This is a genomic window from Anaeromyxobacter terrae, assembly GCF_022690685.1.
In the GTDB taxonomy this organism is placed as follows: Bacteria; Myxococcota; Myxococcia; order Myxococcales; family Anaeromyxobacteraceae; genus Anaeromyxobacter; species Anaeromyxobacter terrae.
On sequence record NZ_JALCYY010000050.1, the window covers coordinates 1 to 26,826 of the forward strand.

The 26,826-nt window shown below is 71.0% G+C and carries 25 protein-coding genes; 11 read left to right on the plus strand and 14 right to left on the minus strand.

Annotated features, from left to right (window positions below; genetic code table 11):
* Positions 1-234: 234 nt before the first annotated feature.
* The 11 genes from MNY62_RS19105 to MNY62_RS19155 form a co-directional block, all read right to left on the minus strand.
* Entirely contained in the window at positions 235-1,788 is a 1,554-nt protein-coding gene (locus MNY62_RS19105) for an NADH-quinone oxidoreductase subunit N (RefSeq protein ID WP_242345906.1), read from the minus strand.
* A gap of 18 nt (positions 1,789-1,806) precedes the next feature.
* Positions 1,807-3,468 carry a complex I subunit 4 family protein gene (locus MNY62_RS19110; RefSeq protein ID WP_242345908.1) on the minus strand — a complete coding sequence of 554 codons (1,662 nt, stop codon included), beginning with the start codon at positions 3,466-3,468 and terminating at the stop codon, positions 1,807-1,809.
* Positions 3,469-3,487: 19 nt separating this feature from the next.
* The gene (nuoL, locus tag MNY62_RS19115) at positions 3,488-6,007 is read right to left on the minus strand and encodes an NADH-quinone oxidoreductase subunit L (RefSeq protein WP_242345910.1); all 2,520 of its coding nucleotides are present in this window, start codon (positions 6,005-6,007) and stop codon (positions 3,488-3,490) included.
* Positions 6,008-6,009: 2 nt separating this feature from the next.
* Positions 6,010-6,315, minus strand: a complete 306-nt coding sequence (gene nuoK, locus MNY62_RS19120) for an NADH-quinone oxidoreductase subunit NuoK (protein WP_242345912.1) — start codon at positions 6,313-6,315, stop codon at positions 6,010-6,012.
* Between the two features lie 13 nt (positions 6,316-6,328).
* Positions 6,329-6,964, minus strand: a complete 636-nt coding sequence (locus tag MNY62_RS19125; RefSeq protein ID WP_242345914.1) for an NADH-quinone oxidoreductase subunit J family protein — start codon at positions 6,962-6,964, stop codon at positions 6,329-6,331.
* Between the two features lie 10 nt (positions 6,965-6,974).
* Positions 6,975-7,805 carry a NuoI/complex I 23 kDa subunit family protein gene (locus tag MNY62_RS19130; protein ID WP_242345916.1) on the minus strand — a complete coding sequence of 277 codons (831 nt, stop codon included), beginning with the start codon at positions 7,803-7,805 and terminating at the stop codon, positions 6,975-6,977.
* 14 nt (positions 7,806-7,819) lie between these two features.
* Positions 7,820-9,205 carry an NADH-quinone oxidoreductase subunit NuoH gene (gene nuoH, locus MNY62_RS19135; RefSeq protein WP_242345918.1) on the minus strand — a complete coding sequence of 462 codons (1,386 nt, stop codon included), beginning with the start codon at positions 9,203-9,205 and terminating at the stop codon, positions 7,820-7,822.
* The gene (locus MNY62_RS19140) at positions 9,202-10,341 is read right to left on the minus strand and encodes an NADH-quinone oxidoreductase subunit D (protein WP_242345920.1); all 1,140 of its coding nucleotides are present in this window, start codon (positions 10,339-10,341) and stop codon (positions 9,202-9,204) included. Before MNY62_RS19140 ends, nuoH begins: the two co-directional genes overlap by 4 nt.
* Before the next feature lie 10 nt (positions 10,342-10,351).
* Positions 10,352-10,933, minus strand: a complete 582-nt coding sequence (locus MNY62_RS19145; RefSeq protein ID WP_242345921.1) for an NADH-quinone oxidoreductase subunit C — start codon at positions 10,931-10,933, stop codon at positions 10,352-10,354.
* A gap of 112 nt (positions 10,934-11,045) precedes the next feature.
* Positions 11,046-11,573, minus strand: a complete 528-nt coding sequence (gene nuoB / locus MNY62_RS19150) for an NADH-quinone oxidoreductase subunit NuoB (protein ID WP_242345923.1) — start codon at positions 11,571-11,573, stop codon at positions 11,046-11,048.
* Between the two features lie 37 nt (positions 11,574-11,610).
* The gene (locus MNY62_RS19155; RefSeq protein ID WP_242345925.1) at positions 11,611-12,045 is read right to left on the minus strand and encodes an NADH-quinone oxidoreductase subunit A; all 435 of its coding nucleotides are present in this window, start codon (positions 12,043-12,045) and stop codon (positions 11,611-11,613) included.
* A 158-nt stretch (positions 12,046-12,203) separates the two neighbouring features.
* On the opposite strand from MNY62_RS19155, the gene MNY62_RS19160 reads away from it, so the two are divergent.
* The 8 genes from MNY62_RS19160 to MNY62_RS19195 all read left to right on the plus strand — a co-directional run bounded on the left by MNY62_RS19160 (position 12,204) and on the right by MNY62_RS19195 (position 20,585).
* Positions 12,204-12,593: an NADH-quinone oxidoreductase subunit A gene (locus MNY62_RS19160; RefSeq protein ID WP_242345927.1), complete on the plus strand. Its 390-nt coding sequence runs from the start codon at positions 12,204-12,206 to the stop codon at positions 12,591-12,593.
* 8 nt (positions 12,594-12,601) lie between these two features.
* Positions 12,602-13,153, plus strand: coding sequence for an NADH-quinone oxidoreductase subunit B (locus MNY62_RS19165; RefSeq protein WP_242345929.1), 552 nt, complete (start codon positions 12,602-12,604; stop codon positions 13,151-13,153).
* 9 nt (positions 13,154-13,162) lie between these two features.
* Positions 13,163-13,687, plus strand: coding sequence for an NADH-quinone oxidoreductase subunit C (locus tag MNY62_RS19170; RefSeq protein ID WP_242345930.1), 525 nt, complete (start codon positions 13,163-13,165; stop codon positions 13,685-13,687).
* 84 nt (positions 13,688-13,771) lie between these two features.
* Complete coding sequence (locus tag MNY62_RS19175) at positions 13,772-15,016, plus strand: NADH-quinone oxidoreductase subunit D (RefSeq protein ID WP_242345972.1); 1,245 nt, start codon at positions 13,772-13,774, stop codon at positions 15,014-15,016.
* A gap of 32 nt (positions 15,017-15,048) precedes the next feature.
* Positions 15,049-16,815: a 2Fe-2S iron-sulfur cluster-binding protein gene (locus MNY62_RS19180; RefSeq protein WP_242345932.1), complete on the plus strand. Its 1,767-nt coding sequence runs from the start codon at positions 15,049-15,051 to the stop codon at positions 16,813-16,815.
* A gap of 12 nt (positions 16,816-16,827) precedes the next feature.
* Entirely contained in the window at positions 16,828-18,174 is a 1,347-nt protein-coding gene (locus tag MNY62_RS19185; RefSeq protein WP_242345934.1) for a complex I subunit 1/NuoH family protein, read from the plus strand.
* 3 nt (positions 18,175-18,177) lie between these two features.
* The gene (locus tag MNY62_RS19190) at positions 18,178-18,894 is read left to right on the plus strand and encodes a NuoI/complex I 23 kDa subunit family protein (protein ID WP_242345936.1); all 717 of its coding nucleotides are present in this window, start codon (positions 18,178-18,180) and stop codon (positions 18,892-18,894) included.
* Positions 18,895-19,031: 137 nt separating this feature from the next.
* Complete coding sequence (locus tag MNY62_RS19195; RefSeq protein ID WP_242345938.1) at positions 19,032-20,585, plus strand: hypothetical protein; 1,554 nt, start codon at positions 19,032-19,034, stop codon at positions 20,583-20,585.
* Here MNY62_RS19195 and MNY62_RS19200 read toward each other — a convergent pair.
* The 3 genes from MNY62_RS19200 to polX form a co-directional block, all read right to left on the minus strand.
* Positions 20,551-21,138: an outer membrane beta-barrel protein gene (locus MNY62_RS19200; protein ID WP_242345940.1), complete on the minus strand. Its 588-nt coding sequence runs from the start codon at positions 21,136-21,138 to the stop codon at positions 20,551-20,553. The two genes, MNY62_RS19195 and MNY62_RS19200, sit on opposite strands and share 35 nt — an antisense overlap.
* Positions 21,139-21,283: 145 nt before the next feature.
* Positions 21,284-22,627, minus strand: coding sequence for an MFS transporter (locus MNY62_RS19205; RefSeq protein WP_242345942.1), 1,344 nt, complete (start codon positions 22,625-22,627; stop codon positions 21,284-21,286).
* Between the two features lie 699 nt (positions 22,628-23,326).
* Positions 23,327-25,090 carry a DNA polymerase/3'-5' exonuclease PolX gene (gene polX, locus MNY62_RS19210; RefSeq protein WP_242345944.1) on the minus strand — a complete coding sequence of 588 codons (1,764 nt, stop codon included), beginning with the start codon at positions 25,088-25,090 and terminating at the stop codon, positions 23,327-23,329.
* A 29-nt stretch (positions 25,091-25,119) separates the two neighbouring features.
* Between polX and MNY62_RS19215 the strand changes: the two genes are divergently transcribed.
* The 3 genes from MNY62_RS19215 (at position 25,120) to MNY62_RS19225 (ending at position 26,825) form a co-directional block, all read left to right on the plus strand.
* Complete coding sequence (locus MNY62_RS19215; protein ID WP_242345946.1) at positions 25,120-25,731, plus strand: hypothetical protein; 612 nt, start codon at positions 25,120-25,122, stop codon at positions 25,729-25,731.
* 51 nt (positions 25,732-25,782) lie between these two features.
* Complete coding sequence (locus MNY62_RS19220) at positions 25,783-26,298, plus strand: MogA/MoaB family molybdenum cofactor biosynthesis protein (RefSeq protein ID WP_242345948.1); 516 nt, start codon at positions 25,783-25,785, stop codon at positions 26,296-26,298.
* A gap of 125 nt (positions 26,299-26,423) precedes the next feature.
* Positions 26,424-26,825, plus strand: coding sequence for a response regulator (locus tag MNY62_RS19225; protein ID WP_242345950.1), 402 nt, complete (start codon positions 26,424-26,426; stop codon positions 26,823-26,825).
* The last annotated feature ends 1 nt before the right edge of the window (position 26,826 follow it).

The following is a 26,826-nucleotide window of genomic DNA, read 5'->3' on the forward strand; positions in this document are numbered from 1 at the left end:
GGGCCCCCCCCCCGCCCGGCGGGGCCCGGGCCCCCCCCGCGGGCGGCTTCGCCGCTATCGCGGTGGCGCCCCGGCGGACTCGCTTCGCTCGTCGGCTGTTTCCGAACATCCGCCGTTTAGGCGCCCGAGGCCGGCGCTCCGCGAAGCGTCCCGGGAGGGTCGCGCCGCCGAAAAGAGAACGGCCCGACCGGTTGGACCGGTCGGGCCGCGCGCCGCGGTGCGGAAGGGGTCGCCTTACCCGCGGAAGAGCTGCAGCGACGCCTGCGTCCAGCGGATCATCGGCGTCCACCAGATTCCGAACACCAGGATCGCCACGGAGAAGCCGCCGAGGAGCACCTGGTAGACCGGGCGCACGCGGATGGCCGGTGGATTCGCGACGTACGGAGCGTCGATGAACATCGCCCGGATCACGCGCGCGTAGTAGTAGAGCGAGACCGCGGTGTTGAGGGCGCCGATGAGCGCGAGCCACGCGTACCAGCTCCCGCCGGGGCCGTCGATCCGCTCGAACACCGCGTAGAACAGGTACCACTTGCCGGCGAACCCCGCGAACGGCGGGAGGCCGGTGAGCGAGAACAGGAAGATCGCGAACGCCACCGCCGCGACCGGGTGCCGCTTCGACAGCCCGCGGTAGTCGAGGATCGACTCCGAGCCCGTCGCCTCGGCGACGAGGATCACCACCAGGAACGCGCCCACGTTCATCACGAGGTACACGAGCATGTAGATCATGATGGCCTGCACGCCGCGGTCGGAGACCGCGGAGAGGCCCATGAGCGTGTAGCCGGCGTGCGCGATGGACGAGTAGGCGAGGAGCCGCTTCAGGTTCGTCTGCCCGAGCGCGGTGAGGTTGCCGAGCGTCATCGTGACGGCGGAGAGGACGCCGACGATCGCGGGCCAGGGGAGGCCCCCGAGCGCGTCGGCGAACCCCGTCACGGGGGAGGTCGGGCCCGCGAGCGCGGAGTGGAAGATGCGGATCGCGAGCGCGAACCCGGCGGCCTTCGGCCCGACGGAGAGGAACGCGGTGAACGGCGTGGGCGCGCCCTCGTACACGTCCGGGCACCACATGTGCCACGGCACCGCCGCGATCTTGTAGCCGACGCCGGCGGTCACGAAGACGATGGAGACCACGAGCGCGAGGCGCGTCGCCGCGAGCGACAGGCCTGCGACCTGGAGCCCCTGGATGCGGCCGCCGAGCTCGATGAGGCTCGTCGTGCCGCTGAGGCCGTACAGGTAGCTCATGCCGAAGATCATCACCCCGGAGGCGACGCCGCCGTAGATGACGTACTTCAGCGAGCCCTCCGCGGCCTTGCGGTCGCCCTTCCGGAAGCCCGCGAGCACGTAGCTCGTCAGCGAGACGAGCTCGATGGAGAGGTAGACCATGAGCAGGTCGGTCGCGCTCGCCATCATGAACATGCCGAGCACGATCGCCATGAGGAGCGCGAAGAACTGGCCGATCCGCTCGGACGGGAAGTCCTGCCCCTGCGCGGAGATGACGACGGTGAGCGCGCCCGCCGCGAGGAACAGCCACTTGAAGAAGATCGCGAACGCGTCGTTCGCGATCATGCCGTTGAAGAGCGACTGCGCGTCGTGCGGCTGGATGGCGAGCAGCCCCGCCGCAGCGGCCAGCACGGCGAGCGCCGCGGCGGAGAGGAGCGCCACGCGCGCCGCGCTCCGCCGGAGCGCGACGTCGAGCACGAACAGGACGAGCGTCCCGAACGTGAGCGCCATCTCCGGACGGAACCAGAGCGCGGAGCGCAGGTTCTCGTCGACGAGAGGGAGGAGGGATTCCATCGCGGTCTCGCTCCGGGCCTACAGCGGCCGGATGTTCTGGATGATGAGGTGCAGGCTGCGGTTGATGACCCCGAGGATCGCCTGCGGGTAGAAGCCGAGGACGATCGCGATGGCGGCGAGCGGGTAGAGGGAGATGCGCTCGCGCCAGTTGAGGTCCGGGTAGCCCTTGTAGACCGGGTTCAGCTTGCCGAGGAACATCCGGTGGATGGCCCACAGGTAGTACGCGGCGGTGATGATGACCGCCGTCGCCGAGATGATCGTGTAGCCCGTGAACACCGGGAACGCGCCGGTGAAGACCATGAACTCGGCGATGAAGCCGGCGAGGCCGGGGAGGCCGAGCGACGCGAAGAACGCGAGGCCCATGATCGCGGTGTACTCGGGGAGCTCGGAGGCGAGGCCGCCGAACTTCTCGATCTCGCGGTGGTGGGCGCGGTCGTAGATCACGCCCACGATGAGGAAGAGCATCGGGCTGATGATGCCGTGGGTGAAGAGGTTCAGCACCGCGCCCGAGATGCCCGCGGGCGTCATCGCCGCCATGCCGAGCAGCGAGAAGCCCATGTGCGAGACGGACGAGTAGGCGATGAGCTTCTTCAGGTCCTTCTGCCCGAGGCAGACGAACGCGGCGTAGATGATGTTGATGACGCCGAAGACCGCCATCGCGTGCGCGGCCCACGCGGTCGCGTCGGGCAGGATCGCGTAGTTGAAGCGCAGGATGCCGTAGATGCCCATCTTCAGGAGCACGCCGGCCAGGATGACGGAGATGGGCGTCGGCGCCTCGACGTGCGCGTCGGGCAACCAGGTGTGGAACGGGAACATCGGGATCTTGATCGCGAACCCGATGAAGAGGGCGACGAAGGCGAGCTTCGTGAACGCCATCCCGAGGATGGGCGCCGCGCTCAGGAACTGGCCCTGCGCGCCCTGGTGCCCGAGCGCGATGATGTTGAACGTGTGCCCGGCCGACATCGTCCCGTCCGCGAGCATCGCGGGCGCGCTGTTGTAGTAGATGCCGATGATCGCGAGGAGCATCAGCACGGAGCCGGCGAGGGTGTAGAGGAAGAACTTGATCGCCGCGTACTCCTTGCGCGGCCCGCCCCACACGCCGATGAGGAAGTACATCGGCAGGAGCATGACCTCCCAGAACACGTAGAAGAGGAACATGTCCAGGGCGACGAAGGTGCCCATCATGCCGGTCTGCAGGAGCAGCAGCATGAACATGTAGCCGGGCACCATCCGCACCGAGAAGTGCTTCGGGTGGTGGGCGTCGTCGCCGTGGCCGTGGTCGTGCTCGACCATGCCGGCCATCTCGGCGGCCTTCGCGCCCGACCACCACGGCATCGACGCGATGGTCGCGACGAAGGAGATGAGGCCGGACAGGAGCACCATCGAGATCGAGAGCCCGTCGGCCCCCACGAGGTACTCGATGTTGAAGGAGCGGATCCAGACGAAGTGCTGCGTGAGCTGCACGCCCGTCTCGGTCGGATCGTACATGCGCCACGCCGCGATCGCCGCGACGAGCGAGAGCCCGCTGGCGAGCAGCGCGATGAGGCGCGCGCCGTCGTCGACGAGCTTCTTGGGGAGGTTCGCGACGTAGCGGACCGCGAGCAGGACGACGATCGCGGCCGCTCCGGCGAGCGGGAAGAATGTGGCCCAGCTGAGGACGTTGCCCGGGTTCAGGAACATGTGCTCGGCTCTCCTGGCGCTACGAGATGAGGAAGTTCAGCAGGACCACGACGAGCGCGCCCCCGAGCGCGCCGTAGAGGTACGTCTGGATCCGGCCCGTCTGGACGTGCCGCATCTGGCGACCGATGCCCCAGGTGGCCTGCGCCACCGCGTTCACCAGCCCGTCGACGAGGTACTTGTCGATGGCGGCGTCGAGGCGGCCGAGGGTGCGGCCGATGGCGCCGACGAAGTTCACGAGGCCGTCGATGACCGTGCCGTCGAAGCGGCTCAGCGCGCGGGCGAGGGCGACGGAGGGGCGGAGGACGACGAGCGCGTAGAGCTCGTCCACGTAGTACTTGTTGTAGACGACCGTCCACGCGGCCTCGAAGCGGGCCTTGAGCCGGGCCGGCACGTCGCTGATGCCGTCCTTGTAGAGCGCCCGGGCGCCGAGCCAGCCGACCACGGCGGCGAGGACGCCGGTGCCCTGGAAGACGTACTCCCAGACGTGCTCGACGTTCGCGAACGGCACCTCGGCGAGCAGCGTCGGCTCGAGCCAGTGCTCGAGGAGCGGCGCCGTGTGCGTCCAGGCGGCAGGGATGCCGAGGAAGAGGGTGAAGAACGAGCCCGCGGCGAGGAGCGCGAGGACGAGCGTCATCGTCCAGGGCGACTCGTGCGGCGTGCCGCCATGGTGGCCGTGGCCGGCGGCGTCGTGCGCCGGCGCCGAGTGGCCGGCGTCGTGGCCGTGCGCCGTTGCGTGCACCGCGTGCGCGTGGTCGGCCGCACGGAGGCTCACGGCGCCGTGCGAGGGCGCGTGGGCGTCGGAGCCGAACGCGTGCGCCGCGCCGTCGTCGGCGTGCACCGCGTGGCTGAGCGCGGACGCCTTCGCCGCGACCGCCGCGTGGGGATCGACGTTGTGCTCGTCGTGGTGGCCCGAGTTGCCGCGGTACTCGCCCGTGAACGTCATGTAGTACGAGCGGTACATGTAGAAGGCGGTGCCCGTCGCAGCGATGATGCCGATCGCGTAGATGAGCGGCCCGAGCCAGGGCGTGGGGACGCCGAAGAGCTCGAGGTGCCGGCTCGTGAACGCCTTCCAGAGGATCTCGTCCTTCGAGTAGAAGCCGTTCGCGATCGGGAAGCCGGCGATGGCGATGCAGGCGAAGAGGTACGTCCAGCGGGTGATGGGCATGTACTTCTTCAGCCCGCCCATCTTCCGCATGTCCTGCTCGTGGTGGCAGCCGAGGATGACGGAGCCGGACCCGAGGAAGAGCGTCGCCTTGAAGAACGCGTGGGTGAGGAGGTGGTAGGTGCCGGCCCAGTACGCGCCGACGCCCACGCCGATGAACATGAAGCCGAGCTGCGAGACGGTGGAGTAGGCGAGGACCTTCTTGATGTCGTACTGGAAGAAGCCGATCGAGGCGGCGAAGATCGCCGTCGCCGCGCCGATGAGCGCGACCCAGCCCATCGCCGACGGTGAGAGCGCGAAGAGGAAGTTGAGGCGCGCCACCATGTAGACGCCCGCGGTGACCATCGTCGCCGCGTGGATGAGGGCGGAGACCGGGGTCGGGCCGGCCATCGCGTCCGGCAGCCACACGTAGAGCGGCAGCTGGGCGCTCTTGCCCATCGCGCCGACGAACAGCAGGATCCCGATGAGCGCCAGGATCGAGACGCCCCAGATGTGCGTGTGGACGAGCCGCTCCTTCACGCCGGTCGCCTCGATGACGACCTGGTCGCGCAGCTCGCGGAAGTTCAGCGTCGGGCCGACCTTCACGCCGTCGACGCGCGGCGCGAGCGCGTCCGCCTCGGCCGCCGTCGCGGCGGGGGCGACCGCGTTGAGCTCGGCGGCCGGCTGGTAGTCCGTGTTCCGGAGGATGCCGTCCCGGGGCGTCCAGGCGCCGCCGAGGGCCCAGAACAGGAGCAGGAGGCCGGCGATGAAGCCGAAGTCGCCGAAGCGGTTCGCCACGAAGGCCTTCATGCCGGCCTTGGCCTTCTCCGGGTCCGTGTACCAGAAGGCGATGAGCAGGTAGCTCGCGAGGCCGACGCCCTCCCACCCGAAGAACATCACCGCGAAGTTGTCCCCCATGACGAGGAGCAGCATCGCGAAGATGAACAGGTTCAGGTACGAGAAGAACCGCCAGTACGCCGGCTCGTCGGCCATGTAGCCGATGGAGAAGACGTGGATGAGCGTCCCGATCCCGGTGACGACGAGGACCATCATCATCGAGAGCGGGTCGAGCGCGAACGCGAGATCCACGGTCACGCGCCCGGCGGTGAGCATGTTCCAGAGCGTGTCCTGGAGGAAGCGCTCATCGGCGGGGAGGTGGAGGAGCTGCCAGAACGCCCGCAGCGCCACCGCGAACGCGGCGAGCATGGCCGTGACCGCGATGCGGTGGACGATCTTCTTGCCGAACATCCGCTGCAGCTTCCACCCGACGAGCGCGTTGATGGCCGCGCCGACGAGCGGGAACAGCGGGATGAGCCAGAGGTACGAGACGTGGTGCACGGCGAGCCGGCCGAGCTCCTCGGCCGCGTGGCCGACCACCTGAAGGTTCGCGTGTTCCATCGTTACTCTCGCATGAGGTCCGCGTGGCGGACGTCGATGGTCTTGAACGTCTGGAAGATGGAGAGGACGATCGCGAGGCCCACCGCGGCCTCGGCGGTCGCGAGGACGATGACGAACAGGGCGAACACCTGCCCGGTCACGCCGCCGGTCACGTAGTGGTTGAAGGCGACCAGGTTCACGTTCGCGCCGTTCAGGATGAGCTCGACGCCCATCAGGATGCCCACGGCGTTGCGACGGGTCGCGACCGTCACGAGGCCGAGGGTGAAGAGCAGCGCGCCGACGACGAGGAAGTGGTTGAGCGAGATCATGCGGGTCTCCGGCCTAGTCGGCCTTGATCTCCTTGCGTGCGATGACGACCGCGCCGACGAGCGTCGCGAGGAGCACCACCGACGCGAGCTCGAAGGGCAGCAGCCACCGGGTGAGCAAGGCGTTGCCGATGGTGGCGGTCGTCGGGGCGAGCGCGCCGGGCGCGCTCGCCGCCGCCCAGGGCGTGAGCAGCGCGACCGCGAGGAGGACCGGCGCGACCGCGACGAACATGAGGATCCCGCCGAACCGGCCGAAGCTCGTGTTCGACACGTTGATCTCGGTGATCCGGCTCGTGAGCATCACGGCGAACAGCACGAGGACGAGGACGCCGCCGATGTACACGAGGAGCTGCGTGACGGCGACGAAGTCGGCCGACAGGAAGACGTAGAGCCCGCCCGCGCCGAGGAGGCAGAAGAGGAGGCCGAGCGCGGAGTAGAGGATGTTCCGCGAGAGGGCGACGCCCCCGGCGCCCGCGAGCGTGACGGCCGCGAGCGCGTAGAAGACGACGTCCGGCAGCGTGAGCGCGCCGGCGGTGGGGGCCGCCCTCCCCGCGCCCGCGGGCAGGATGACCTCCACGATCATGTAGCCCAGGAACGCGGCGACGAGCGCCGCGGCGGCGACCCAGGACAGCTTTCCTGCGTTCGTTCTCACGGTCGCGTCCTCACTTCGTCTCTGGGGTCAGGGTGACGGCCGGCTCCGCGGCGGCCTGCTCGGCTGCGGGCGCCTTCGCGGGCGCGGGAGCCTTCACTCCATCCGCCGCGGGCGCCCCCACGGGCGCGACCACGGCAGGCTTCTCGGCGGCAGGGGCGCCGTTCGTCGGCGCGGCCTTGAGCGCAGGCGCGGCAGCCTTCGCGGGCGCTGCGCCCGCGGCGGCGGCGGCCGCCACCTTGGGCTGGGCGGCGGGCTTCGCGGCGCCGGCCGGCTCGGGCGGCAGGAACACCGGCGCCGCCCGGTCCCACGCGAGCGTCTCGAGCCGGGCGCGGACCAGCGAGCCCAGCGGGACGCGCGGGTAGTACTCCGCGTTCTTGTCCACCTTGTACACGGGGAACGGCTTCAAGGGGTCGGACCAGCGGAACACCAGGTTCCGGATGTGGCGCTGGGTGGCCTCGAACTCGCGCGTGTGCTGGATGGAGCCGGTCGGGCAGGGCTCCACGCAGAGCCCGCAGAACATGCACTTCGCCTCGTCGATGTCGAACTGCGTGACGACGCGCTGCTTGGGGTTCGCCGGGTCCTTCTCGAGCGAGATCTGGATGCAGCCGATCGGGCACGCGCGCTCGCAGGCCTGGCAGCCGGTGCAGATGGCGGTGTCCACCTCGAGGAACCCGCGGTAGCGCGGGGGCAGCATGTCGCGCACCGGCATCGGCGTGCGGTCCGGGTACTGGACCGTCGTCGGGCGTCGGGCGAGGTACGAGAGCGTGATCGACAACCCGTGCCAGAAGGACTTCACCGTGTTCCGGATGGAGCCGGTGTACTCGCGGACGGTCTGAGGCATCGTTCCGGCTCCTCTTACCAGTTGGTGAAGTCCACGCGGTCGCCGACCGCGGAGATGTTCTGCCGCGTCTGGCGGGCGAAGAAGAAGGCCACCACCACCATCGCCGCGACCATCGCCCCGCCGGCGACGTGCGACGCGACGGGCGCGCGGGCGACCAGGATCTCCCAGAGCAGGGTGGCGACGAAGGTGACGAAGGCGAACGGGACGAGGTACTTCCAGCAGAGGCTCATCATCTGGTCGACGCGGATGCGGGGCAGCGTCCAGCGGACCCACACCACGACGTTCAGGACCAGCAGCGTCTTCGTGACGAAGACGAGCATGGAGGCCACCTGCAGCCCCCACCACGTGGCCCCGGGCAGCTCGCCGGCGCCGCGCGCCGCCGCGAAGACCTCGGGCCCGGCGAAGGGCACCTGCCAGCCGCCGAAGAACAGCGTGACCGCGATGGCCGACATCACCCAGAGGTTCCCGAACTCGACCAGGAAGAAGAGCGCGAAGCGGAAGCCCGAGTACTCCGAGAGGTAGCCGGCCACCAGCTCGGACTCGGCCTCGGGGAGGTCGAACGGCGTGCGGTTGCCCTCGGCCAGCTGCGAGACGAAGAAGATGCCGAAGGCGACCAGCGCGAAGGGGTTCGTGAACGCGTGCCACTCCCACGGCCAGGCGCCCTGGGAGCGGGTGATCCCCTGCATCGACAGGGTGCCGGACATCAGCACCGGGACCATGGCGGAGAGGCCGGCGGGGATCTCGTAGGAGATCACCTGCGCGGCGGACCGCATGCCGCCGAAGAGCGCCCACTTGGAGTTCGACGACCAGCCGGCGATCAGGATCCCGACCACCACCAGCGCGGTCACCGCCGTGATGTAGAAGATGCCGACGTTCAGGTCGGCGGCGATGAGGCTCTCGCCGAAGGGCAGCGCCACGAAGACGAGGGCGAAGCCGGTCAGGACGAAGTACGGGGACGCGCGGAAGAGGAGCTTGTCCGCGTCCGCGGGGATGAGGTCCTCCTTGAAGAGCAGCTTCACCGCGTCGGCGATCCACTGGAAGTAACCGCCCGCTCCCACGCGGTTGTAGCCGATGCGGCTCTGCATGCGGGCGCTGACCCGCATCTCCCACCACACCGTCATGCCCGAGATGACCGCGGCGAACGTCACGATGATGAGGGCGAGGACCACCATCACCACGGCCCACAGCACGTACCGTGCGTTGGGCGACCAGGCGGAGAGGTCCACCCCGACCGCGCGGAGCGCCGCGACGAGCATGGCCGGCTTGGAGACGGGCGAGAGCACGAGCACCGCGGCGAGCAGCACCGTGGGCAGGCCGAACCCGAAGGCCAGCGTCGCGAGGAGGACCCCGCGGGCGGTCTTGCCGGAGCGCGCGCTGAGGTCTTGGGTCTTGGCGTTCATCGATCGATCTCCGGGGCGACGACGTCCAGCGACGAGATGAGGGCGACCAGGTCGGCGACCATCAGACCGGGAGAGATGTCCTCGATGACGCTCATGGCCGTGAAGGAGCCGGTCCGGACGCGGACGCGGTACGCCTTGTTCGTGCCGTCCGAGACCACGTAGTAGGCCATCTCGCCGCGGGCGCTCTCGACGCGCGAGAGCGCCTCGCCGGCCTCCGGCTTGATGTTGCGGGGCACCTTGGCCGTGATCTCGCCCTCGGGGAGGGACTCGAGCGCCTGGCGGACGATCTTCGAGGACTCGGCCATCTCGAGGCAGCGGACGTAGTAGCGGTCGAACGAGTCGCCGGAGACGCCGAAGTAGCCCTTGCCGACCGGCACCTTGAACTGGAAGTTCGGATAGGCGCCGTAGGGCATGTCGCGGCGGACGTCCCAGTCCACGCCGGAGCCGCGGAGGTTCGGGCCGACGAGGCCGTAGTTCACCGCCATCGGGCCGGGGATGACGGCCACGTTCGCGAGGCGCTTGACGTAGATCTCGTTGAACGAGATCAGCCGGTCGTACTCGACCAGGAACTTGTCGAAGTGGTCCAGGAAGGCGAGGACCTTGTCCCGCCAGCCCTCGGGGAGGTCGAACGCGACGCCGCCGATGCGGTGGTAGTTGTACGTCAGGCGCGCGCCGCAGAGCGCCTCGATGAGGTCGTTGATGGTCTCGCGCTCGCGGATGCCGTGCAGCATCGGCGTGAAGGCGCCGATGTCCATCACCATGGTGCCCACCGAGACGAGGTGGGAGGCGATGCGGCAGAGCTCGCAGGAGATGGCGCGGAGCCACTGGGCGCGCGGCGGCACCTCGAGCTTGAGCAGCTTCTCGACCGCGATGGCGTAGCCCTCGTTGGCGAACATGGCCGCCACATAGTCCACGCGATCGGTGTAGGGCATGAAGCCCGGGTAGCCGACCAGCTCGCCGATCTTCTCGATCGACCGGTGCAGGTAGCCGACGTCGGGCGTCGCCCGCTTCAGCACCTCACCGTCGGTCTCGACGAGGAAGTTGATGACGCCGTGGGTGGAGGGGTGCTGCGGGCCGAAGTTGAGGATCATCTCCTCGTTCTGTCGATCCACCCGGCGGAGGATGAGCTTTTCCATGGGATCTCCTCTACGCCTTGGCGGTGGGGTCGGGCTGAGGCGCGGCGGCGGCGGCCTCGGCCCGCTTCGCGTCGTCGAGCCGCTTCAGCTCGACGAGCGGGTTCTCGCGCTCGTTGGAGATGCCGTGCCAGCCGCCCGCCTCCTGGTAGTCCTTGAGGAGCGGGTGGCCGATCCAGTCGTCCGGCAACATGATGCGGCGGAGGTCCGGGTGGCCGGTGAAGGTGACGCCGAACAGGTCGTACACCTCGCGCTCGAACCAGTTGGCCGTCTTCCAGACACCCTCGACGGTCGGGATCGACGGGCTCGCGCGATCCAGCTCGACCTTGAGGACGAGCGTGTGACGGTGGGTGTAGGAGAGGAGGTGGTACACCACCTCGATCACGTTCCGCTTCGGCCAGTCGATCGCGGTGAGGTCCTCGAGGAAGTCGAACTCGAGGCCGGGCTCGGTCTTGAGGAACTCGCAGATCTCGACGATCCGCTCGCGCTTCACGACCGCGAAGGGATCGATCTTGGGCTCGGAGAGCGGTCCGACGGCGTCGCCGAATTTTGCAAGCAGGCGCTCGTGGATTTCATGGGTCGATCGAGTCGTCATCCTGTCCCCTGACATGGCGCGAGGCGAGTGGGTGCGCGCCACCGGCGCCCCAACCCGCCCCGCCCCGAATACCGTGCTGCGTGCAGCGCAATAACGACGAAGCGATGAAGTCCTACGCGATCTCCGGCCGCTCCGGCTGAGGGCGGCGCTTCGTGGACCAGGGCTCGCTCCGCACGATCTCCTGCAGGCGGAGCAGTCCTTCCGTCAGCGCCTCCGGCCGCGGAGGACAGCCGGGCACGTAGACGTCCACCGGGATGACCTTGTCGACCCCCTTGCACACCGAGTAACCGAGCTGGAAGAGGCCGCCGCAGTTCGAGCAGGAGCCCATCGAGATCACGTACTTGGGGTCGGGCATCTGGTGGTAGAGCAGCCTCGCGCGCTCGGCCATCTTGTAGGTGAGCGTGCCGGCCACGATCATGAAGTCGGCCTGGCGCGGCGAGGCGCGGGGGATCGCGCCGAAGCGCATCACGTCGGCGCGCGGACCGCCCGTCTGCATGAGCTCGATCCCGCAGCAGGCGAGGCCGAACGTCAGGTAGTACAGCGAGCTGGCGCGGGCCAGGTTGATGAGGTTGTCGAGCTGGCTCGTGTGCAGGAGCGTGACGTCGCCGCCCACCCCCGGGTCCATCGTGCGTGCCGTCATCTGAAAGCGATCTCCTCAGTACGTGAACGCGTCCCGACTACGCAGCCTTCCGCGGGGCGGGCTCGGTCGCTGCCGCCTGCGTCGGCCCGAGCGTCTTCACCCACTCGAGGTCGCCGTGCGCCCAGACCCACGCCAGGCCGACGACCAGGATCGCCGTGAAGAGGAAGAGCTCCGCGAACGCCACCCACGCCATCGAGGGGCTCGTCCCGACCCACTCGCGGTAGACCGCGACGACGGGGAACGTGAGCGCGATGTCGACCTCGAAGATCACGAAGACGAGGGCGACCAGATAGAAGCGCGGATTGAAGTTGAACCAAGCCACCCCGATGGGCCGCTCGCCGCACTCATAGATGGAGGACTTCTCTGCGTTGGGGAGACGAGGTCCCACTAGGCGCGAGCCCGCGATTCCACCGAAAGCAAAACCGATGGCGACGATGGCGAAGACGAGGACTGTGCCAAACTCAAAGCCCATGCTGGCGCTCCTAAAGTGGACCTATGTTGTCGGCAAAACTCAGGAAAGTGCGGGCGGAGTCTACATAACGCCCCCCCTGTGTCAAGGGGGCCAAACCCGTTGACAACCCTGATCGCGACAGGCACTTAAGGGGCCTCCAAGCGGACCCCTGCCCACCCATGCTGACACCTCTCCAGAACTATTTCCCGATTGGCGTCGCTCTGCTGGTGGCCGTCGGACTCGCGGCCCTCATGGTGGCGCTCGCCAACCTGCTCGGTCCCCGGCGGCCGAGCGTGGTCAAGAGCACCCCGTTCGAGTGCGGTTCGGAGCCGGCCGCCGGCTCCCCGCGCGAGCGCTTCGGCGTGAAGTTCTACGTCGTCGCGCTGCTCTTCATCGTCTTCGACATCGAAGCGATCTTCCTTTACCCGTGGGCCGTGCTGCTCCTTCCGAGCGAGGGCTACCCGGGCCTCGGTTGGGCCGGGTTCCTCTCCATGGGTATCTTCGTGGCCACGCTCGTGGCCGGCCTCGTGTACGTCTGGAAGAAGGGCGTGCTCGACTGGGCGGACTAGGAGGCGCAATGGCATCCGAGCTCGACACCGTCCCCGTCATCACCACCCGTCGCGACGAGGCGCAGGGCTTCCTGCAGGGGCTCGTCTCCAAGGGCCTCGGGTGGGCGAGGAAGTACTCGCTCTTTCAGTATCCGTTCGTCACCGCCTGCTGCGGCATGGAGTACATGACCGTCGCGTCGGCGCGTTACGACCTCGACCGCTTCGGCGCCGCGCTGCCTCGCTTCTCGCCGCGCCAGGCGGACCTCCTCATCGTCGTCGGCACGGTGAACTGCAAGCAGGCGCCGATCCTCAGGCGCGTGTACGAGCAGATCACCGAGCCGAAGTGGGTGATGGCGTTCGGTGTCTGCGCGTCCTCGGGCGGCTTCTACGACAACTACGCGACGGTTCAGGGCATCGACCGGATCATCCCGGTGGACGTCTACGTCCCGGGCTGCCCGCCGCGCCCGGAGCAGGTGCTCGACGGCATCATGCTGTTGCAGCGGAAGATCCAGGGTCAGGAGCACAAGCTCATCGACCGCAAGCCTCTGCCCGTGGTCGGCCAGGAGCCGATCTCGCGCTAGCGAGGAACCATGTCGAAGGTCGTGATCGACGCGCTCGTCGAGCGCTTCCCAGATGCCGTGTACGACGCCTACGTGGGCGTGGGCGGCGACGACTGCGCCTTCGTGAAGAAGGAGCGCATCGCCGAGGTGTGCCGCTTCCTGAAGAGCGATCCGGGCATGCTCTTCGACATGGCGCCGTACATCACCGCGGTGGACTACCTCGGCCAGGAGCCCAGGTTCGAGGTCGTCTACAACCTCCTCTCGCTGAAGACGAACCGGCGCATTCGCCTGCGGGTGAAGGTTCCGGAGCAGGACGCGATCGTGCCCAGCGTGACGTCCGTCTGGCGCGGCGCGGACTGGTTCGAGCGCTACTGCTTCGACATGTACGGGATCCGCTTCAGCGATCACCCGGACATGCGGCGGCTGCTCATGTACGACGAGTTCGTCGGGCACCCGCTCCGCAAGGACTATCCGCTCAAGGGGCGCCAGCCGCTCGTGCAGGAGCGCGAGGTCAAGGACATCTACCGCGGGCCGGGGCCCGCCACGCGCGACTAGCGCGCGCCGTCCTCGGCGAGCCCGCGCTCGCGCGGCACGAGGACGGACGGTGAACGGAGGAAGACCGTGACCGAGAAGAAGGGGCTGGGCGAGGTCCTGACGGCGGCGCCGAGCGACGAGCTCCGCCTCCCGCCCGGGGAGAGCGAGCTCGACGCGTTCATGCCGTCGAGGCGGATGACCGTGAACCTCGGGCCGTCGCATCCCGCCATGCACGGCGTGACGCGCGCGGTGGTGGAGCTCGAGGGCGAGATCATCCGCGAGATGAAGCTCGACATCGGCTTCCTCCACCGCGGGTTCGAGAAGAGCTGCGAGAACGTGACGTGGACGCAGTGCTTCCCGTACACGGACCGGCTCAACTACGTCAGCTCGATCATGAACAACGTGGGCTTCGCGCTCGCCGTCGAGAAGCTGTGCAAGCTCGACGTGCCGGAGCGGGCGAAGTACCTGCGCGTCATCACCTCCGAGCTCCACCGCATCTGCGACCACCTCACGCTGGTCGGCGCCATGGGCATGGAGCTCGGCGCGATGACGGTGTTCCTCTACGCGGTCGAGGCGCGCGACATCATCTGGGATCGGCTCTCCGAGCTGTGCGGCGCGCGCCTCACCTCGAACTACGCGCGCGTCGGCGGCGTCGCGCGGGACGCGCCCGAGGGCTGGGTCGCGAAGACCGCGAAGACGCTCGATCGCGTGACGGGGTACGTCGACGAGATCGACGGCCTGCTCGCCCGCAACCGCATCTTCATCGACCGCACCCGCGGGACCGGCGTCGTGCCGCGCGAGGACGCGATCGAGCTCGGCTTCACCGGTCCGTGCCTGCGCGCGTCGGGCGAGCCGTACGACCTCCGCAAGGCGGCGCCGTACCTCGTCTACGATCGCGTCGACTTCGACATCCCGGTCGGGACGAATGGTGACAACTTCGACCGGTACCTGATGCGCGTGGAGGAGATGCGGCAGGCGGATCGCATCATCCGCCAGTGCTTCGAGCAGATGGAGCCGGGCGAGATCGCGGTCCAGGACTTCCGCTACGTCCTCCCGCCGAAGCCGCTCGTCTACGGGACGATCGAGGGCCTCATGGCCCACTTCAAGATCATCATGGAGGGGATCCAGGTCCCCGCCGGCGAGGCGTACAGCTACACCGAGGCCGCCAACGGCGAGCTCGGCTTCTACGTCGTGTCCGACGGCGGCGGGCGCCCGTACAAGCTCGGCCTCCGCGCGCCGGGCTGGCCGATGCTGGCCGCGCTGCCGTTCATGACGAAGGACTCGCTGCTCTCCGACCTCATCCCGACGTTCGACAGCATCAACATGATCGGCGGCGAGGTCGAGCAGTAAGCCGCGCCGGAATCCACAGGAGCGTACGAGCAATGGCCGAAGAGAAGAAGCCCGAGGCCCCCGCCGCCGCGCCGCCGAAGCCGCCGCCCGGCCCGCCCGCGCCGCCGCCGCCGAAGAACCCCGGCATGGTCACGGCGACCATCGACGGGCGCGAGGTGGTCGCGAAGCCCGGCACGACGGTCATCGAGGCCGCGAAGGCGCTCGGGATCGAGATCCCGTACTACTGCTACCACAAGCGCCTCTCCATCGCGGCCAACTGCCGGATGTGCCTCGTGGAGATGTCGAACGCGCCCGGCGGCAAGCTCATGCCGGCGTGTCAGGTGCCCATCTCCGAGGGCGTCGCCGTCAAGACCGAGACGCCGCGCGTGAAGGACCAGCAGCGCGCCACGCTCGAGTTCCTGCTCTTGAACCACCCGGTGGACTGCGCGATCTGCGACCAGGCCGGTGAGTGCAAGCTGCAGGACTACTACATGAAGTACGACCGGCAGCCGTCGCGCCTCGACGTGCCGAAGGTCACGAAGGGCAAGCGCGTCGTGCTCGGGCCCATGGTCGTCCTCGACCAGGAGCGCTGCATCCTCTGCACGCGCTGCGTCCGCTTCATGCGCGAGGTCGCGAAGGAGCCGCAGCTCGGCGTCGCCGAGCGCGGGAACGAGAGCTTCATCACCACGTTCCCCGGCCAGCCGCTCGACTCGAAGTACTCCGGGAACGTCGTCGACATCTGCCCGGTCGGCGCGCTCACCTCGGCGGACTTCCGCTTCCGCGGCCGCGTCTGGTTCATGAGCGCGGCGCGATCCGTGTGCACCGGCTGCGCGCGCGGCTGCAACACCTTCCTCGACTACCTGAACGACACGACCTACCGCTACCGTCCGCGGGAGAACGACGCCGTCAACCAGGAGTGGATGTGTGACGAGGGCCGGGTCTCGTACAAGTACCTGAACACGGACCGCGTGCTCGTCGCGCGCGAGGGTCGCGGCGCCCAGGCCAAGGTGCTCGCCCGCGACGTCGCCGTGGAGCGGGCCGCCGCGGCGCTCGCGCCGCACGCCCGCGCCGGCAGCCTCGCGGTGCTGCTCTCGCCGCTCGCCTCGCTCGAGGACCTGCTCGCCGCGGCGACGGTCGCGAAGGAGGCGCTCGGGGTCGCGGAGGTCTTCGTCGGCGGCCGCCGCGACGGCTGGCAGGACGACTTCCTGAAGCGCGCCGACGAGAACCCGAACCGCAAGGGGCTCGAGCTCGTCGCCCAGGCGCTCGGCCTCGCGCTCCGGCCGTTCGGCGACCTCACCGCGGCGGTCGCCGCCGGGAAGGTCCGCGCGGTCTGGGCCGTGGGGACGGAGGTCCCGGATCCCGCCGCGGCGGCTGCCCTCGAGGGCGCCGAGGTGCTCGTCGCGCAGTCCTACGACGACGGGCCGGTGGCGCGTCAGGCGACGGTGCTCCTGCCGGCCGCGCCGCACTCCGAGAGCGACGGCACGTTCGTCAACTTCGAGGGGCGCGCGCAGCGGTTCGAGCTCGCCTACTTCGCGCGCGGTGACTCGCGTCCGCACTGGCTGCTCGCGTCCGAGCTCGGCCGCGCGCTGGGGCTCTCGTACCGGTTCGCCACCGCGCGCGACGTGTTCGTCGAGCTCGGGCCCCGGCTCGGGGCGGCGCTCGGCGACTTCCGCTGGGACTCGCTGCCGTCCACCCGCCGCCGCCCGGGGATCGTCCCGCTCGCGGCCGGCACCGTGGACGGCCGGCTCCCCGGCTACCGCGACCGCGTTCCCCCCGAGACGTCCGAGGACGCCCGCCGGGCCCTCGCCCGCACGACCTAGGAGGAGGGCCAAGTGAACCGTCTCATCGGGATGGTGGTGCTCATCGGCGCGGTGGTGGCCGGCCTCATCGGGCTGTCGGCCGTGTTCTACCTGGCCGCAGGCGGGCTCGCGTACGTCTTCGCCGAGTACCTCGGCGCGCCGCCCTCGTTCGGCGCCGCGATCGCCAACGTCGTCACGCTCATGCTCGTGGTCATGATGATCTCGGGCTCGCTGCTCACGGTCGCGGAGCGGAAGTGGTCCGCGATGATGCAGAACCGCATCGGCGCGAACCGCATCAAGGTGCTCGGGTCCGCCCTCGGCGGCATCCCGTTCCTCGCCGCCGACGCGCTCAAGATGCTGACGAAGGAGAGCGCCCCGCCGCGCGGCCGGACGCGGATCCTGTACGAGATGGCGCCCGCGCTCGCGTTCGCCCCGGTGTTCGCGCTCTTCGCGATCATCCCGCTCGGCCCGCCGGTCCCGCTCGGCAGCATCATCGCCTCGGCCGCCGGGGCGCTCGGCAGCGCTGGCGTCGCGCTGCAGGTCGCCAGCCCCGATGCCGGCCTGCTCTACATCTTCGCGATCTCGTCGCTCGCGGTGTACGGCACCGCGCTCGCGGGCTGGGCCTCGAACAACAAGCTCGCGCTGCTCGGCGGCGTCCGCGCCTCCTCGCAGATGATCAGCTACGAGGTCTCGCTCGGCCTGTCGCTCGTCGGGACGATGCTCGCGTTCCGCACGCTGCGGCTCGAGGAGATGGTGGTCGCGCAGGGGGCGGCGGTCATCGGCCCCGTCCCGGCGCTCGGCATCCTCCTCCAGCCGGTCGGGTTCCTCATCTTCTTCGCGAGCGCCTTCGCCGAGACGAAGCGCGCGCCGTTCGACCTGCCCGAGGGCGAGAGCGAGATCGTCGGCTACTTCGTCGAGTACTCGGGCATGAAGTTCGGCCTCATGTTCCTCGCGGAGTTCGTGGAGATCGTCGTCCTCGCCGCGATCATCACCGCGGTGTTCCTCGGCGGCTGGCACCCGCTCGTCGTCTCGACCGAGTGGCTCCGGCAGACCGTGACGCCCCTCTGGTTCGGCGCCATCTGCGGCGGCGCGTTCCTCGCGAAGATGATCGTGCTGATGTGGCTCCAGCTCACCATTCGCTGGCTCCTGCCGCGCTTCCGCTTCGATCAGATCCAGAAGCTCTGCTGGAAGATCCTGCTCCCCGCGGCGATCGCGAACGTCTTCGTCACCGCCGGCGCGCTGCTCATCGACCCCTCGATGCAGCTGCTCGCCTGGATCGGCGTCGCGACGATCGTCGCCGTCGTCGCCATCACCGCCGCGGTCGGCCGCGCTCCCGCCCCGGGGGAGCACGGCGCCGCCCACGTCGTCGCCGGACACTGACCCATGCCCTATCCGATCGAGAACCGGCCTGCCGACCTGCGCGAGCGGATGTACTTCCCGGAGATCATCCGGGGCATCGGCGTGCTCACGAAGCACTTCCTCCGGAACCTGTTCTTCGCGCGCGACAAGAACCCGGACATCCTCGAGCGCCGGCGCGGCGAGTTTGGGGTGTCGGACAACGCGACGCTCCAGTACCCCGAGGAGCGTGCGCCGTACCCGCCGGGCTACCGCGGCCTGCATCGGCTCGTTCCGCGCGAGGACGGCAAGCCCCGCTGCGTCGCGTGCTACATGTGCGCGACCGCGTGCCCGGCGCAGTGCATCTACATCGAGGCGGGCGAGTACCCCGACGATCCAATCGAGAAGTACCCGGTGAAGTTCGTCATCGACGAGCTGCGCTGCGTCGTCTGCGGCTTCTGCGTGGAGGCGTGCCCGAAGGACGCCATCCGCATGGACTCGGGCGAGCACACGCCGCCGTCCTACGAGCGCGGCGCGCAGATCTGGGACGAGAAGCGGCTCCTCCGCGGGCCGTCCGTCTCGTACCAGTACGACCCGTGGCTCCGCCGCGGCTCCCCGTCGATCCCGGCGGACAAGCTCGAGGAGATGCGCGCGCGCGCGAAGCCCTTCCCGACCGTCGCCACCGACGAGTACGCGCAGACGCCCGGCTTCTCCGTCCGCGCGCTCGCGCAGGAGGCCAAGGACCGCGCGGAGCGCCCGAAGTAGCGCCTTCGACGACGCGGCTCTCCCTGCGGGCGCGGCGCATGGCGTCGCGCCCGCAGCCGTTCTGGGGGAGGATGGCGCGCGGCGCCCGGGTGGCGTGCGAGCGGAGGGCCGGGGCGGACCGGCGGGAGGAGCGGCGCGTGGAGGGAGCCAGCTGGGCGGGGCGGCGGAGCGCCATCCTCGTCGCGGCGCTCGCGAGCGCGGCCGCGCTCCTCGACCTCGGGAGCTTCCACCGGCTCGAGCAGGGGGACTCCCTCATCCCCGTGCTCGTGTCGCTCCAGCGCTGGACCCCGTTCTTCTGGGACCAGGAGCGGTTCGGGATGCTCGTCCCGCTCCTCGCGCTGCCCGTCCGCGACCCGCTCGCGAACCTCCTCCTGCAGCGCGCGCTGACCGCGTTCGCGGGCCTCGCCGCGCTCCTGCTGCTCGCGCGACACGCGCTCGCGGGGCGCGACTGGCCGCTCGCCGGCCTCCTCGCGGCCGGCGCGCTGCTCCTGCTCGCGCCGGCGCCGTGGCTCTTCGAGTACCTCGCGTCCCAGCCCTACGGGCTCTCGACGGCGCTCGCGCTCGGGGGGCTCGCGGTGGCGGAGCGGGCCCCGCCCGGGAGCGAGGGCGCGTCACCGGCGGCGTCGTGGACGCGCCTCCCCTGGCTTCGCCCGGCCGCAGCGCTCCTCCTCGTCGTCGCCGCGCACTGGGTGAACGCGGTGGCGGGGATCGTGCTGCTGGGGCTCGCCGTCGCTCGCGCCGGCGCGGAGCTGCTCGAGGGGGCGCCGCGGGCGGGGGTGCGCGAGCGGCTCGTGCGCGAGGTGGGGCTGCTCGGCGCCGGGCTCGCGGCGGGCCAGGTGTTCCTGCGGCTGTACCCGCTCCTCACCGGGCATCGACTGCGGCTCGCGATGGGCACGCTCCCCGTCGAGCGCTGGCCGGGGGCGTGGACGTCGTTCTTCGGGCTCGCGTGGCACGACGAGCGACGCTGGGGGCTCGCGCTCGTCGCGATCGCCGCCGCGGGCGTGGCGCTCCTCCTCACGCGCCCGCTCCGGCCGCAGCTCGCGGGGGCCCTCGTCCGCGCCGGCGCGCTCCTCGCGGCGGCGCTCGGCTACGCGCTCTTCGCGGGCGCGCTCGAGTGGGTCGAGGCGAACGCCTTCCACTGGCGCTACCTCGCCCCCTCGGCGCTGCTCGTCCACCTCGCCGCGGTGTCGCTCCTGGCCGAGCCGCTCGCGCGGCTCCAGAGGCTCGCGCCAGCGGCCGGGAGGGCCGCGCTGGCGTTCGTGCCGGCCGCGGCGCTCGCGGTCTACGGCGCCCCGTCGCTCGCGCACGTGCGCGCGGATCTCGACGCCGCGACCGGCGCGCGGACGGAAGACGTCCTCACGGCGGGCTGCGAGCTCGTGGCGGGAGACTACTGGTCGGTGTGGCCGACGGTGTGGCACGCCGCCCTGGTCGCGCGCGAGCGGGGGATCTCTCGGAGCGTGTACGGCATCACGCACCGCTCGAACCCGACCGTGCCGCGGTGGAAGGGGCGTCCCCCGGAGTCGCTGCGCATCTGCCGCCCCGCCGGCGAGGAGGAGCACGCGGAGCGATGGCTCCGCGCGTTCCACCTCTGGCCGGTCCGGATCGTGGGGCGGCAGGGGACCGTGGACGTGCTCGTCCCGGTCGGTGAGGCGAGTGCTACATCCGGAACGACGCCAGCAGCATCCCGCTGAACGTCGTGTTGTCGTAGTCGCCGAAGTACGGGTTCACGCCGAGCTCGGCGCCGAGGGCGAAGGTCGGCGTCAGGTCGAACTTCGCGCCGGCGGCGAGCCGCATCATCAGGCCGACGTCGGAGTTCGAGGCCCGCGTCCAGGTCCCGTAGTAGGGGTCGCGCTCCTTCACCGTCGCGTTGCCGAAGTACATGCCGAGGCCGGCGTCGCCGTAGAGGCCGAAGCGCGGCGCCACGTCGAACGAGAACCGCGCGGCGGGGACGAGCTTGAACAGGTTGATGTTCCACTCCCAGCCGTAATAGGAGTCCGCGAAGCGGGTGTACCCGAGCGACAGGACGAGCGAGACGTTCGCGTTCGGGGCGATGCGCGTCGGCAGCATCTCGACGTCGCCGCGGAGCGCGAGGCCGGTGTTGCCGTCGCCATCCTCGAAGCCGACGAGCACGTTGGCGTGGGTGAGCCCGCCGGAGCTGCGGGCGGCGGTGCGGCTCTGCGCGAGCGCGGCCGGGGCGAGGAGCAGCAGCGCGAGCGCGGCCGCGGTGCGGAGCACGTTCTTCATGAGTCTTCCTCCAAAGGAAGCTGCGCGCCAGGATCGGCGCGGGCGCGCATGTTAGCGGTGGTGCCGCCGCTCGGGAAGGGAGCGATCGGCAGGGCGTGTGCGGCGAGGCGGTGAGGTGTGCGGAGCGCTCGCTGCCGCCTCCGGGTCAGGCGGGCGTACCGCCCGCGGGCGCGGAGGACAGCACGTCGCGCTGGTGGAGGGGCGCGAGGCGCTGCAGCACGAGGAGCCCGGGGATCGCGAGCGCCATGCAGCAGGTGAAGAAGAGCGCGTAGCCGAGCCGCTCGGCGAGGAAGCCGCTCGGGATGCCGGAGAGCGTGCGGCCGAAGCCGAAGAGGCTGGAGAGGAGCGCGTACTGCGTGGCGCTGTACCGCTTGTCGCAGACGCGCAGGATGAGCGCGAGCAGGGCGGCCGTCCCCATGCCCTGCGACGCGTACTCCGCGGCGATCCCGACGTAGGTCCAGCCGCGCGCCATCGCCGAGATGGGCTCGAGGGTGGCGCAGAGCGCCACGTCGAGCGGCGCCGCGCGAGCGGCCGCGGCGAGCGCGTAGAAGCCGATGGCCCCGGCCTGCGCGAAGCCGAACACCCAGAGCGCCCGGCCGAGGCCGAGGCGCGACATGAGCGCGGCGCCGACGCCGGTGCCGGCGATGGTCGCGGCCGTGCCGATGATCTTCACGGCGAGCCCGATCTCGGCGTTCGAGAAGCACATGTCCTTCAGGAACGGGTTCACCATCGTGCCGGCGGCGTTGTCGCCGAACTTGTAGAGCACGAGGAACGCCGCCACCGTGAGCGCCTGCGGGCGGCCGAAGTACGTCCGGAACGGCTCGACGATCGCCGCCCTGAGCGAGCGCGGCGCGGCGGCCGGCCGGACGGGGGGATCGGCCCACAGCGTCAGCGCGATCGACGCGAGGAAGAGCCCGCCGAGGAGGGCGAACACCACCGGCCAGGGGAGCCACTGCGCCGAGAAGATCGCGAGCGCGCCCGCGACCAGCATGCCGATCCGGTACCACATGACGCGCAGGCCGCTCGCCGGTCCCTGCTCCTCCGGCTCGAGCACCTCGACGGAGTAGGCGTCGAGCGCGATGTCCTGGGTCGCGGACGCGATGGTGATGAAGAGCACGATCGCGCCGAGCACGGCGGCGGCGCTCGCCGCGAGCGCCATGCGGCCGGTGGTCGGATCGCGCTCGATCGCGAAGCCCGCATAGGCCGCGAAGGCGAAGAACCCGAGGGCGAGCGCGATCTGCGCCACCACGATCCAGCTCCGGCGCCGATCCGGCCGCGGCAGCGCGTAGCGGTCCACGAGCGGCGCCCACAGGAACTTGAGGCTCCACGGGAGCGACACCGCGGAGAGGATCCCGATCGTCTTCAGGTCGACGCCGGCGCTCCGGAGGAAGATCTGGAAGGTGTTGAAGACGAACCCGAGCGGCATGCCCGAGGCGACCATCAGCGCCCCGAGCACCTGGACGCGCTTCGACTTGAGGACGTTGGCCACGGCCGGACGAGACTAGACGTGGGCTGGTCCCGGCACAAGCTGGCCCCCGAGCGGCCGCCGGATCCGAGCCGGCCAGGCGGAGCTCGAGGCGGGGGCGCCGACGCGGGCGAGCGCTGGACCACGTCGACCTCGACCTCGACCTCGACCCCGACCCCGACCCCGACCCCGACCCCGACCCCGACCCCGACCCCGACCCCGACCTCGACCCCGACCTCGACCCCGACCCCGACCTCGACCTCGACCTCGACGTCGACGTCGACCCCGAGCCCGACCCCGACCCCGACCCGAGCTCGACCGCAACGACCGACGCCGAGCCCTCCACAGCCCCGCCCACAGCGCGCCGCCCCACGTGGCGGGACCTCGCGCCCGCAGGCGGGCCACTGGACGCGGTAGGCACCGCCCCGACCCACGGACCGCAATGCAACGCGGTTGGCCACGGCCACCTCGCCCATGCGCAGCTCCCGCCCGCAGCCCCGCGTTGCCGGCGGCGTCTGGCGGACGGCACCGCCCCCCGTACCTTGTCCCCGTCCATCGTGGCCCGCCGAGGACGTGAGGTCCCGTCCCGGCGGCGCGCCACGGTGACCTCGCCCGCGGCGATGCGGCCCCGAGCGACCTCGACCCCGACCCTGATCTCGATCTCGACGGCGTCCGCCGCGACCTGGACCGGCACTCGACCGGGAGCCCGAAGTGCGCCGCGCCCTACGGCACCGGCCGCACGGCCTTGCGGAACGCCTCGGCCGGGCGCGTGTTGAGGACCTGGCCCCGCCGCACCCACCCGCGCCGCGCGACGGTCACCGCGTTCTCGAGATAGCGGAGGTTCTGGACCGAGTGCGCGTCCACCGAGAGGACCACCGGGATCCCGCGGGCAGTGGCGGCGCGCAGCCAGCGCGGCTCGAGCTCGAGCCGGCGCGGATCGCCGTTCACCTCCACGGCGCCACGCGAGGCGGCGAGGGCATCGAGCACCTCCTCGACGCGGCACGCGAACGACGGGCGATCGAGCAGGAGCCGCCCGAGCGCGTGGCCCCAGATCTTGAAGACCGGGAGCGACATGCAGCGCACGAGCCGCCGCGTCATGGCGTCCTCGTCCATCTTCATGCGCGAGTGGACGCTCGCGACGACGACGTCCAGCCGCTCGAGGATCCGATCCGGGAAGTCGAGCGCGCCGTCCTCCAGGATGTCGGACTCGGTTCCCCGCAGGAGCCGCACCTTCACCTTCTCCTGCACGCGCGCGATCTCGTCCCACTGCCGCCGGATCCGGTCCTCGTCGAGCCCGCCCGCGTACGAGGCGGTCGGCGAGTGGTCGGTGACGGTGAGGTACTCCATCCCGAGCGCCTCCGCGGCGCGCGCCATCTCCTCGACCGAGGCGCGGCCGTCCGACCAGGTCGTGTGACAGTGGACCATGCCGCGCACGTCCTCGATCCGGACGAGGTCCAGAGGCAGCTCGCCCGCCCGCGCCGCCTCGAGCTCGCCCGTGTCCTCGCGCAGCTCGGGCGGTACGGGCTGCAGCCCGAGCGCCGCGTACAGCTCCGCCTCGCTCGCGATCGGCACCTTCGCGGCCGGATCGGGCGGCGCGTCCTGCGCGCCCACCGGGTCGGGCGGGAGGCGGTGGAGCCCCCACTCGCTCAGCGTGAACCCGCTATCCCGCGCGATGCCGCGCAGCTTCACCTGGTGCGCCTTCGAGCCGGTGAGGTGATGCAGCGAGGTGGGAAAATCCTCCGGCGGGACGACGCGGAGATCCACCTGCAGCCCCGACGCGAGCTCGACGGTCGTCTTCGTCTCGCCGCGCGCGATCGTCCGCGCGACGAGGGGGTAGGCGACGAGCTGCGCGGAGAGCGCGCCCGGGTCGCGGGAGGCCGCCACGACGTCGAGGTCGCCGACCGTCTCCTTGCCGCGCCGCGCGGAGCCCGCGAGCGCGACCGCGAGCGCGGCGGGATCTTCGCGCAGGTGCGCGAGGAGCGCCTCGCCCGTGGCGAGCGCGTCGGCCAGCAGGACCCGCCGCTCGGCCGCGCGCGCGCGCATGCGCCCGAGCCCCTCGAGGATCTTCTCCTCGGTCTTCTCGCCGAAGCCCTTCACCGCCCGGACGCGGCCGTCGCGGCAGGCCGCCTCGAGCTCGGCGATCGTGCCGATCCCCAGCGCCGCGTGCAGCGCGGCGATCTTCTTCGGGCCCAGGTCGGGCACCCGGAGGAGCTCCAGGATGCCGGGCGGGTGCTTCGCCCGGAGCCGCTCGAGCAGCTCGAGCCGGCCCGTACGGTGCAGCTCGGCGATCTTCTTCGCGAGCGCCTCGCCGATGCCGGAGACCTCCGTGAGGCTTCCGGCCTCGACCCGTGCGGACAGGTCCGCGAGCGCCTCCACGGCGCGGGCGCCGTTCTCGTAGGCGCGGACCTTGAACGGGTTCTCGCCCTCCAGCTCGAGGAGCGTCCCGAGCTCGCGCAGCAACCGCGCGATGGCGAACTTGTCGAGCATGGGGCGCGTTATATAGGAGCGGCCCCGCCATGCCGCCGCTCCGCGTCCTCCCCGCCGTGCTCGCCGCGCTCGCCGTGACGGCCGGAGGCTGCAGCGGTCCACGCGGCCGAGGCGCCGCCCTGCGCCCGCCGGAGGTGCTCGTCGAGGTCCTGCCGCGGTCCGCGCGGGTGGAGCTGGATGGCCGCTCGCTCGGCCCGGGCGGCGGCGCCGTCATCCCGGGTGACGCGTCCGATGGGCACGTGCTGCGGATCGAGGCGGAGGGCTACGAGCCCGAGGAGCGCGTGCTCCCGTCGGAGGGGCTCGCGGGCGCGCGCATCGCGGCCGCGCTCCGCCCGCGCGGATTCGAGGCCGTGCGCGCCATCGACTACGACGACGCGCCGGCGCTCGCGGCGGCCGCCGCCTGGCTCGCGGAGGAGGGGGACCCGCGCGACGCCGTCGAGTACGCCGAGCGTGCGATCGCCGTCGACCCGGGGATCGCGCTCGCGCACCGCGCGCTCGGCGACGCACGCGCACGCGCGGGGGAGGGGGCCGCCGCAGTGGCGGCCTGGGCCGAGTACCTGCGCCGCGCGCCCGACGCGCCGGACGCGCCGGCGGTCGAGCGCCGGATGGAGGCGGCGCGCGCCGACGTTCGCGCTCCGTAGGGAGCTGCTCGAGCGCCGCTCCTGGCGGTGCGGGCGCTCGGAGGGATGATCATGGGACACGAGGAGCACAGGCTCGAGGCGCCCCGCACGCTGCGGATCTTCGTCGTGACCGCGTCCGACACGCGCGGCGAGGCGGAGGACGAGAGCGGCGCGTTCCTGAAGACGGCGGTCGCGGCCGCCGGGCACGCGCTCGCGGGCTACCGGATCGTCAAGGACGAGCCGGCGCAGATCCGCGCCGCGCTGGAGGAGGCCGCGCGCGCCGGCGCGGACGCCGTCGTCGTGAACGGCGGGACCGGCATCGCCGCGCGCGACCGGACCTACGAGGCCGTTGCCGGGCTGCTCGAGAAGCGCCTCGACGGGTTCGGCGAGCTCTTCCGGATGCTCTCGTACGCCGAGATCGGCTCGGCCGCGATGCTGTCCCGGGCCGTGGCCGGCGTGTGGGGGGGGCGGGCGGTGTTCTCGGTGCCCGGTTCCCGCGCGGCGGTGCGGCTCGCGTGGGAGAAGCTCATCGGGCCCGAGGTCGGCCACGTGCTGCGCGAGATCCGCAAGGACGCCGGGCGGGCGTAGCCGCGGCGCGCCGGGAGTGTCGTCGCGGACCCCGCGCGCCGTGACGGCAGGCCACGAAGTGGTCCGATATCGGGTGATGTGCCGATTTCTCGCACATGCAACCACCCGCTGTTAGGATCACGGGCATGCAGACACCGGTGCGGATCCTGGTGGTCGACGACGCGGAGCCCGTTCGGAAGATCCTCGTCCAGACGCTGAGGGCGCTCGGCTTCGAGCCGCTCCAGGCCGACTCCGGATCGGCCGCGCTCCGGCTCGCGCTCGCGGTGCAGCCCGACGTCGCGATCGTGGATCAGTGGATGCCCGAGATGACCGGCGCGGAGCTCATCCTCCGCCTGCACGCCTCGCCGGACGCGAGAGTCCGTGCGATGACCGTCATCGGTCTATCGGGTCGCCCGGGCAGCGAGCGTGAGCTCCTCGCCGCCGGGGCCCTCACGTTCCTCCCGAAGCCCTTCCGCATCGCCCAGCTCGTCGCCGCGCTGCGCATCGCGGTGGATCCGGCGCTTCCGGCCGCCTCCTCCGCCGCCTGAG